Consider the following 9,413-nt stretch of genomic DNA (forward strand, 5'->3'; position numbering starts at 1 on the left):
TTCGATGCTATTTAAACAATTAAATAGGTAAAATTTCCAAAGTCATTAGTCTCTATTTCAATTCAACAATACTAATAGCATAACCGCCTCCAGGAGCAGTATATTGCGCTAATTTAGATTTACTATTAACTTTTATCTTTCGAATACTATAAGCCTGCGGATTGGTTTTGTAATGCGCTTCTTTTGCATCTGCATAAATGGTTGCTTGGTAATTTTTACCTTTTTCTAGGAAATCCAAAGTAATAGATGAAGTTCTTGATCTTTCACCATTTACGCTACCTATAAACCAATTCTCTGTTCCTTTCGCTTTTCTTGCAACTGTAATGAATTCTCCAGGGTCAGCTTCTAAATATTTACTCTCACTCCAGTCTACAGCAACATCTTTAATAAATTGGAAAGCATCTGGAAAACGCTCGTAATTTTCCGGCAAATCAGCAGCCATTTGCAATGGGCTGTACATTGTTATGTACAATCCTAATTGATTTGCCAAGGTGCTGTTTAAATGCGAAGTGTTTTCTGGATTAATTTTGCTGATATTCATTTCAAAAATTCCAGGAGTATAATCCATTGGGCCGCCAATTAATCTGGTAAATGGCAAAATTGTAACGTGATTAGGCTTGGATCCCCCAAAAGCCTGGTATTCTGTTCCTCTAGCCGATTCATTTCCAATTAAATTTGGATAAGTTCTGCAAATCCCTGTTGGACGAATCGCTTCATGTGCGTTGACCATGATTTTATAGTCTGCCGCTTTTTCAATTGCAAACTGATAATGATTGACAAGCCATTGATTATAATGATTTTCACCGCGCGGAAGGATTGACCCCACATAGCCGCTCTTTACAGCATCATAACCATTGTCTTTCATAAAACGATAAGCCTTGTCCATATGACGTTCATAATTGCGTGTAGAGCCGGAAGTTTCGTGATGCATGATTATTTTAATCCCTTTCGATTTGGCATACTCCTGAATTCCTTTTACATCAAAATCAGGATAAGGGGTTACAAAATCAAAAACATAATCTTTAGACTGGCCAAACCAATCTTCCCAGCCTTCGTTCCAACCCTCTACCAATACCGCACTAAACCCATTTGCAGCTGCGAAATCAATGTATTTTTTTACATTAGCCGTATTGGCGCCATGTTTTCCGTTGGGTTTAGCTTTTGCATAATCGGTAAGCCCTAATTGCACTGTTGGATATTCATCGGTATAGGCCCAAGTGCTTTTCCCTGTAATCATTTCCCACCAAACCCCAACGTATTTCATTGGTTTAATCCAAGAAGTATCCTCGATTTTACAAGGATCATTTAAGTTCAAAATCATTTTTGAAGCCAAAATTTCCGTGGCATCATCACTTGCCATAATAGTTCTCCAAGGCGATTGGCAAGGTGCCTGCATATAGCCTTTATCACCTTTGGCGTCTGGCGTTAACCACGATTCAAAAACCATATTCTTGTCATCCAAATTCAAATGCATACATGAATAATTAATTAAGGCGGCTTCATGCAGATTGATAAAAAGCCCATCTGCTGTTTTCATCATCAGGGCCGTCTGGACTCCTGTCGGCGAAAAAGATTGCTGCGAAACATTTTCGGTAGTGGCTTTTTTAGTCAAACCTCTTATTTCAGACAATTTAGAAGTCGTATAATCGTATTCCTGAGTATCATAATCTCCTGGAATCCAGAAAGCGGTATGGTCTCCATTCATTGCAAACTGGCTTTTTTCTTCTTTAATAATAAAATAAGTTAGATTTTTTTGCAAAGGAAATTCATAGCGAAAGCCTAAACCTTCGTCAAACAATCGGAAACGGATAACCAGCTGTCTATCGGTTCCTTTTTGGTTTAGGGTTACCGCCAATTCATTATAATGGTTACGAATGCTGGCTACTTCTCCCCAAACTGGCTTCCAGTTTTCGTCAAAAGTACTCTTGACAGAATCAATAACTGTGAAATCATTCAGTAATGATTTTGAATCATTTTTCAGCTCCAATCCCAGTTTGCTCGGCTTAATAACTACCTTGTCCTTATAATTCAAGCTATAAATGGGTGTGCCATCACTTTGTAAAGAAAACTTCATTTGAAATTTTTGATTGGGAGATTTTAATTGCTGCGCCAACAAGCTATTAGATGCCAGGCACAGCAAGGTCAATAGTAAGAAATGTTTCATTTGAATTGAGTTAATAAAATTAATGGTTTGTTTTAGCTTTTTTAGTTCCATCAAATTTAAAGCGTTTTTTCGGCCACAATTCTTGCTATGATGGTTTGGTAGCAAAAAGTCAGCCCTAAAAAGCATAATGAATTTATTTTAAATAACTTAACGATACTTAATCCTACGAAAAAGTAGTAATTTGGTAGAATAATAAAAGCCTTTTTACTATAAGAAGAGTAAAAAGGCGGCAAATTTTAAAAAAAACTATATATTAGTCTCTATTCGCATCACATTTGCTTCAAATTTATCCCGAGGACCTAAAGCTTTATTTCTTAGTTTGGTTCTGTAATTATAAATCGTAGATAAAGAATAGCGCAAAAAATCCGCAATTTTTACACTATCTGAAATTCCTAGTCGGATTAAGGCATATATTCGCAATTCAGTATTCATCAACTCTCCGGGTTTTAATTTAATACACTCATTATCAATAAGCAATTCATTAAATTCTTCAATGAAATTTGGAAAAAGAGACAAAAAAGTCTTGTCAAAATTTTTGTAAAATTCTTTTAATTCCACTTCAATGAATTCTTTAGATTTCACGGCTTTGACTAATTCGGCTGTTTTTCCACTGGAAAGAATAACATTCAATCTACGCTGATATTCCTCTAACTTGCTAATATATAGCGAGCACTGATCCATATAACGCCCAATGTAAATTTCCTTAACCAAATTAGCCTCTATAAGCGTTGAGTTGGCATAATTTAATCTTTCATTAAAACTGTTCAACTCTTTATTTAATTCAACGAGCTTACTGTTTGCCAAACTAATTTCCCTTTTGGCTACGGATTTTTTTTTCATCTCTTTAAATAGCAAAACCAAAGCAACCATTAACAATAGAGATAAAATACTCACACTTATTAAAAACATTATCAATTGCCAACGGTTGGTTTCATTCTGTTTTTGATAAGCTAGATCGATGATAGACAGCATTCTAGAAATTTCGTAGGTCCTCAAACGGGCATTGCAAAAAAGCGCATCTTCCAAAGAGCGTTGGATATATTTATAGGCCCGGTCTACATCATCTTCTTTATACATGATAAAAGCCAAAGATCGAAGTGAAATGTATTCCCTTTTATCTAATTTCAAATCTGAAATTGCCGATTTGATTAACCACTTTTTCTCCTGATGGAAATTTTTCTTCTTTTGGTAGGTTCTAGATATAATATAGGCTACGATTGCTCTATCAGGATCATTTTTATCCATTTTATAAAAATAATCGTGCAACATTTGAAGGGTCTTGTCATATTGCCTTTTTTCAAACAAAATATTCGCTTGAGTAATAACATTCGATTTTGACTCGTACTTAAAAACGGAATCCCGAAACTGTTCGCTCAATTGTTCGTAGCTTTTTTTTTCCTGTTTGGAGGCGGCATATATGGACATATACAGATACAGGGAACTCTGTACGCCGTAGTAGAAGCTCTTAATTTCAGGCGTAGAATGTATATCGATCCCTTGCAAAATATCGGTTGCTTCTTTATACATCCCCAAAGTTCCCATAATAGATGCTAAATTCAATTTTGCAGTATTAATTTTGGTTAAATCCTTTAAGATGTTAGCCGCTATTAAACTTCTACGGGCATAATTTAAAGCTGAATCTGACTGATAAGCCCTGTATTCATTATATAACTTTTCAAATATCTCATATTTCTGAACGTTCGTAGAAGTTAATTTCTTCAAACTGACAAGTTTACTTATTTCAGTTTCCTTTTTATTATGATAGATTTCTCTTTTATCAATAGCAGCATCTAATTCATCTAACAATGAATTAATTTCATCTTGAGAATATAGTTGTGCAGGAAGGCAGATAATAAGGAATAAAGTCCAAAATTTATTCATTCTGTGTTTATTTTGTTTAGATTAAGTTTATAGTTTAATATTATTATCTTGCATTATGAAATCCACCAAAATCAAAAGTCGTGGCTCAAAACGCATCATCATGAAAAGATTTTAAGGATTGATCACTACATAAAAAATCTGCTTGATTTCATCCCCCTGACACAGAAGCCAATATCGTTGAGCTCCAATTCCGGCGAAGGCCAGGTTAGTGTCGCATTATATCGCCAGTGTCCTTCAGCGGCCTTTCCTGCTTCAATCTTTCCTCCCGTCCCCGTAAGTGACGTTCTGCTTTTATCAACAGAAATATAATCAGCATCTACTCTTTGAAACAAATGTGAAATTTCTCTCTGCGTGTTCGTAATCGATTCTCTTGAACCTAAGACATGGCTGGAGATTGCATTTCCACCAATAAAATATTTCCTGTTTTTCCAATTGTGCTTGAAATCCAATCCGCCGGAATACGCTGCTTTTCGCAAAAGCAGAAATTGCGGTTCATCCGTATTTCTGCTGGTTGCCGTTACAATTGCTCCCAAAAAACTATTTCGGCCGTTAAAATCCTTTTAACATAACCAACAAGATTATTGGTAAGCGGTTCTATATGCACTTCTTGTCGTTCTTGACCACTATCGATTTTGACATATTAGTCTGTCATTACACTTTCCAGAATACCGAGAGACCAACCGTTCTTTAAATTAATCACTCTTTACTCTCGATATTTATGACAAATGAGAACCCCGGTCTTTTATCATGGTAGCTGTCAGTATTAACGTCAACCGACCGCCATCAAAGCCATCACTTCTCGACAAACGTTTTATGATTATCCGGTTCATTACCATATTATCTAAAAGCAAAGTACAGGAATTTGGAATCACAGAGTATTTTAGATTTCGTCTGCTCTGTTGGCGGTGTATTCTCATCAGAAAGATTTCCTATAAAATCTGTTTGCCCCCTCAATATCCAAACAGGCATCGTGTTCCTAATGATTTTATGGCATTAACTTTCTTTTCGATTTTGGAAATATCCTATCCTAAACAAATAAAAAGAGAATAGGAATGCCAGAAAAAAAACCGCATTTCATTGTATAGCCGTACAATTTTATTTGGGTTTAAATTATTTGAATTTTGGGTATGAATTATTTCTTGATTTTAGCCCAATTGCGTAACAATTCCCGTCAGCGCTTCCAAAATAAACAGTGTTATTGGAAATAAAAGGAGAAGAAACAATGGAGCCCAATTTATAAAATTGATCCATCACGGTTTTATTGACATCGTAAAAAGAAAAATCAGCCCCTTTGGCAGCATAAGAAAAGTCAAGGAAGCCATTATTTAATATTTCAGAGGCATATAACATTCTGCTATCTGTGCTGAAACAGTTCCATTGCTTGCCCGAAGATTGAACGTTTACTGCAAAGAAATTACCGGTAAAATCTCCAAAGTAAGCCGTATCACCAGCAATCGCCGGAGAAGAATATACATAACCGTTTGCTTTAAACTTATATAATTCTTTTCCACTTTTTGCATCCAGGGCCAACAGTGCAAAAGTGTCGGATGTGCCGACATACAGAACGTCATTCGCTACAACTGGCGAACTGATAATCCAGGAATAAGCCGCGTCATACTTCCAAACCAATTTTCCGGTTTTGGCATTGAGCGCAAATAAAAAAGGATCACGAGCGCCAAAATAAACCATATCATTAGCAACTGCTACGCTAGATTCAATTCCTTTAAAGCCCAATTGCATTCCTGTTGCAAATTTCCATTGCATTTTTCCAGTCTCTGTATCTACGGCATACAGATTAGCATCCCAACTACCAATATAGAGTGTGTTCTTATACAGGACAGGACTGCAGTGAATCGATCCTTTTGCCGCAAATTTCCATTCCAACTCTCCTGTATTTGCATTGAGTGCATATACATTCCCATCACTGCTGCCAAAGAAAATTCTTGGATTTTTATCGTCGGGTTTTATAACAGGAGAGGACAAAAAGAAATCCCACAAATCATCCATGCATTTGTCCACAGGCTTAAAACTCAGAAAACCTATTTCGTCAAACCACTTTTCTCCACCTGTTTTGAATTTCCATTTCATATGACCTGTGTGGATATCAAGAGCATAATAGTAGCCATCAAAACTTCCAATATAGACAGTGTTTTTGAAAACTGCCGGAGAGCTGTGTACCGCACCTCCCGTTTTAAATTTCCAATGTGTTTTGCCCGTTTTCTGATTGATAGCATAAAGATTGCCATCCTCACTACCTATATAAACAATACCATTATAAACAATAGGTGAAGAAAATATTTTTCCACTTGTTTTAAAAGCCCATTTTAAATCGCCTAATAGCATGTGTTTATCTCCGTTAAAAACGCGATTTTGAAATACACTTACAGTTGTGTTTTTTTTCTGCTGTCCAAAAACTGGTAAACTGCTTATTCCAAAAAGAATTCCTATTACTGCAATTAAATACATTGGCTTCATGCTCGGTTTGGTTAGTTTTTTTTTATGACTTGTAGAATTTCTAGCATTTGCAATAAATGCTAAAGACATTAAAATCAAGAAAAAAAAGATTTTTTTTTTCATCTTTGGTTATTTTTTAAGTTAGTTTTTGAACGAAAGTTATTTTTCTTTTTCATTCCAAAAAAAGAATTTATTTAAACAACATGATTTGCATTGCAGACAACAATTTTGATTTGAAATAAAGCCTTATTTTTGCATTAATATAAAACTTGACCAATTGGGGCAAATCAGCTACAATCCCGAAAACAAATCTCAAAAGATAAAACTCTATACCTTGTACTGGTTGGGTTATATTTTACTGTTTAGTATGATCCAGGGACTTCCGGAAGACGATTTCATTATGGCTTGGCGAAACGAATGGTACAGCGTTTTGCCTAAGATACTGTTCGTGACTATTATTGTTGAGTTTTTAATGCCTAATTTGTTATTTAAGAAAAAAACTGCCATTTTTATCGGTTGCTATGTTCTTCTGATTCTAGTTTTTGCATTCTTGCAGCGGCTAATTGACAATTATATAATATTACGTTATTATATGACTTTCTGGAAGAGAGAACCTCTTTTGTCGGCACCAGTCTTTTTGTACAATGTGAGTAAATTACAATTTGTAGTTACAACGCCAATTGCATTTAAACTTTTATATTATTTAGCAGAAGAAAAAAATAAGGTCCAGACGATTTTATCCGAAAAGCTTCAAGCAGAATTATCCTCGCTCCGAAACCAGTTCCATCCACATTTTCTATTCAATGTCCTGAATAGCTTATACTCTAAAATTTTGAACAAATCAGATGATTCTGCTGAAATTGTGATTAAAATATCGGATCTGCTTCGGTTTTCGATTTACGATTTGAACAATAAAAGTATCTCTCTGCAAAACGAAATAGATTATCTCAAAAATTATATTTCGTTACAACAGCTGCGTTTTGAAAATCAGCTTCAATTGAGTTTTAGCCTTTATGGAAATGTTGAGAATCATTTTATTGAGCCTTTTTTGATACTTCCATTTATCGAAAACAGCTATAAGCATTGTTTAGATGAGAACAATCAGGGCTGGATTACAATTGCTATTAATGCAAGTGATGAATGGCTTGTGGTTAAAATTGAAAATAGCCTGCCTGAGCATTATAATACTATAGGAGATAATGTGCGCAGCGGAATTGGAATTGCAAATGTAAAAAGGAGATTAGAGCTGCTATATCCTGCAAAACATACTTTGACCATAAAAAATGAGATGTTAAGTTTTTTTGTTTCCTTAAAAATAAAGATAAAAGATGTCAGCAATTAATTGTATTATAATTGAAGATGAATTACCGGCCTCTATTTTACTGGAACTTCATATTGCGAAGTTTGATTTTCTGGATTTGAAAGGAAAATTTACCAGTGTTTCCAATGCGCAGAATATTTTAAAATCGCACAAAATTGATCTTATTTTTTTAGATATAAATTTACCGGGAAAATCAGGAATAGAATTTGCCAAAAGTCTGCATGCAGAAACCGCTGTAATTTTCACAACTGCTTATACAGAATATGCTGTCCAAGGATTTGAGATTGATGCTCTCGATTATATTTTAAAACCAATTTCGCTAGAACGTTTTACGAAAGCTATAAATAAATACAGTAAAGCCAGAGAGTTCAATGAAACGATATTACATTCTAAAAAACAAGAGAAAGAAAATCCGTTTATTTTTGTGAAATGTGAAAGAAAGATGGTGAAACTTTTTCTGGAAGAAATAAGCTATTTTGAATCTCAAGGCAATTATTTGTTGATTTTTACCACTACAGAATGTTATAAGACCTACCAATCCATTACTGAAATGCAAGAGAAACTGCCTGAAGGTTTGTTCTGTAGAATTCATCGTTCATTTTTAGTAGCAACAAATAAAATAACAGGCTTCAGCACTAGTATTGTCAATATCAAAAATAAGCAATTGCCTATCGGAAGGTTTTATCATGCATATGTATCTCGTATTTTAAATTCTTTACATAATTACCACTGATTTCTGTCGATTCCACTCCACTTCTTATGGATGTAATATCCATTACTATTACAGGGGTATGTTATAAAAGTGCTATATCACGGAAAACGGTTCTGTCGCATCTGTCAGAATCAAATATAAAAATTGAAGTAATTTAAAAGTTAGCCCGCCAATTTACAGAATGATTTAAACATAGTCATCCCTGGTCTAACCATTTGATTCTTTCTCAGCATATGCACAACTTCAATTCCGCTCAATGTTCGTCTTGCCGATTCAAAACTTTTAAAGCCTAACCCATTTTGTATCCTCCATTTTATAAATCGATGGTCCTGTTCGACAATATTGTTGAGATATTTACACTGCCGGATTTTAATCTTTGTGAATGAACGTTTGTTATAGACTTTGATAGCGGCAGTATTAGAACCGCTTTTATCAATGTTTACTACTCTTGGTCTGTAGTTATTACTAATTGCTTTAATTAGAAATGACTGCGCACTCATTCTTTGTCTTTTTCTGGTCAAAAGAAAATCAACCGTATTGCCTAATTTATCTACTGCCCTATATAAATAACACCAAATACCTTTTACTTTGATGTAGGTCTCATCCAATCTCCAACTCTCCCCCACTCTGCCTTTTCTCTTCTTCATTTCTGCCTCAAGCAAAGGTGCAAACTTGTAAACCCAACGCTGAATCGTCGCATGATCCACAATGACTCCTCTAATCTTCATTAGTTCTTCAACATCACGGTAACTAAGTGTAAATCTTAGCTTGAAATATACTGCCTGAAGAATTATGTATTTTGGATAACAATGACCTTTAGTATTCATCTTTTGATCGGTTTAAAATTCTAAAGATAAAAGTTATTCCCAGATGCGACAGAA

At 34.8% G+C, this 9,413-nt stretch carries 7 protein-coding genes; 2 read left to right on the forward strand and 5 right to left on the reverse strand.

The window, feature by feature from the left end; genetic code table 11:
• Positions 1–52: 52 nt before the first annotated feature.
• From B3J44_RS17300 to B3J44_RS17315, 4 genes are all read right to left on the reverse strand, one after another.
• Complete coding sequence (locus tag B3J44_RS17300; RefSeq protein WP_286969942.1) at positions 53–2,164, reverse strand: glycoside hydrolase family 97 protein; 2,112 nt, start codon at positions 2,162–2,164, stop codon at positions 53–55.
• 246 nt (positions 2,165–2,410) lie between these two features.
• Complete coding sequence (locus tag B3J44_RS17305) at positions 2,411–4,045, reverse strand: DUF6377 domain-containing protein (protein ID WP_286969943.1); 1,635 nt, start codon at positions 4,043–4,045, stop codon at positions 2,411–2,413.
• A gap of 125 nt (positions 4,046–4,170) precedes the next feature.
• On the reverse strand, positions 4,171–4,578 hold the full coding sequence (locus B3J44_RS17310; protein WP_026729733.1) for a hypothetical protein: 408 nt from the start codon (positions 4,576–4,578) through the stop codon (positions 4,171–4,173).
• 577 nt (positions 4,579–5,155) lie between these two features.
• Positions 5,156–6,622 (reverse strand): PQQ-binding-like beta-propeller repeat protein, encoded by a 1,467-nt coding sequence (locus tag B3J44_RS17315; RefSeq protein WP_239457777.1) that lies wholly within the window; start codon positions 6,620–6,622, stop codon positions 5,156–5,158.
• Between the two features lie 469 nt (positions 6,623–7,091).
• On the opposite strand from B3J44_RS17315, the gene B3J44_RS17320 reads away from it, so the two are divergent.
• Positions 7,092–7,841: a sensor histidine kinase gene (locus B3J44_RS17320; protein ID WP_286969946.1), complete on the forward strand. Its 750-nt coding sequence runs from the start codon at positions 7,092–7,094 to the stop codon at positions 7,839–7,841.
• Entirely contained in the window at positions 7,828–8,553 is a 726-nt protein-coding gene (locus tag B3J44_RS17325) for a LytR/AlgR family response regulator transcription factor (protein WP_111376076.1), read from the forward strand. Before B3J44_RS17320 ends, B3J44_RS17325 begins: the two co-directional genes overlap by 14 nt.
• 140 nt (positions 8,554–8,693) lie before the next feature.
• Here B3J44_RS17325 and B3J44_RS17330 read toward each other — a convergent pair whose 3' ends face one another.
• Positions 8,694–9,359, reverse strand: a complete 666-nt coding sequence (locus tag B3J44_RS17330) for an IS6 family transposase (protein WP_129022526.1) — start codon at positions 9,357–9,359, stop codon at positions 8,694–8,696.
• Positions 9,360–9,413: the final 54 nt, after the last annotated feature.

The sequence above is a fragment of the Flavobacterium sp. UBA4854 genome (assembly GCF_002399805.1).
GTDB lineage: Bacteria > Bacteroidota > Bacteroidia > Flavobacteriales > Flavobacteriaceae > Flavobacterium > Flavobacterium ginsengisoli.

Excerpts from the sequence above, each read along its gene's own strand:
- B3J44_RS17330 (WP_129022526.1), bottom strand. The coding sequence starts at position 9,359 with ATGAATACTAAAGGTCATTGTTATCCAAAATACATAATTCTTCAGGCA.
- B3J44_RS17305 (WP_286969943.1), bottom strand. The coding sequence starts at position 4,045 with ATGAATAAATTTTGGACTTTATTCCTTATTATCTGCCTTCCTGCACAA.
- B3J44_RS17315 (WP_239457777.1), bottom strand. The coding sequence starts at position 6,622 with ATGAAAAAAAAAATCTTTTTTTTCTTGATTTTAATGTCTTTAGCATTT.
- B3J44_RS17300 (WP_286969942.1), bottom strand. The coding sequence starts at position 2,164 with ATGAAACATTTCTTACTATTGACCTTGCTGTGCCTGGCATCTAATAGC.
- B3J44_RS17320 (WP_286969946.1), top strand. The coding sequence starts at position 7,092 with ATGACTTTCTGGAAGAGAGAACCTCTTTTGTCGGCACCAGTCTTTTTG.
- B3J44_RS17325 (WP_111376076.1), top strand. The coding sequence starts at position 7,828 with ATGTCAGCAATTAATTGTATTATAATTGAAGATGAATTACCGGCCTCT.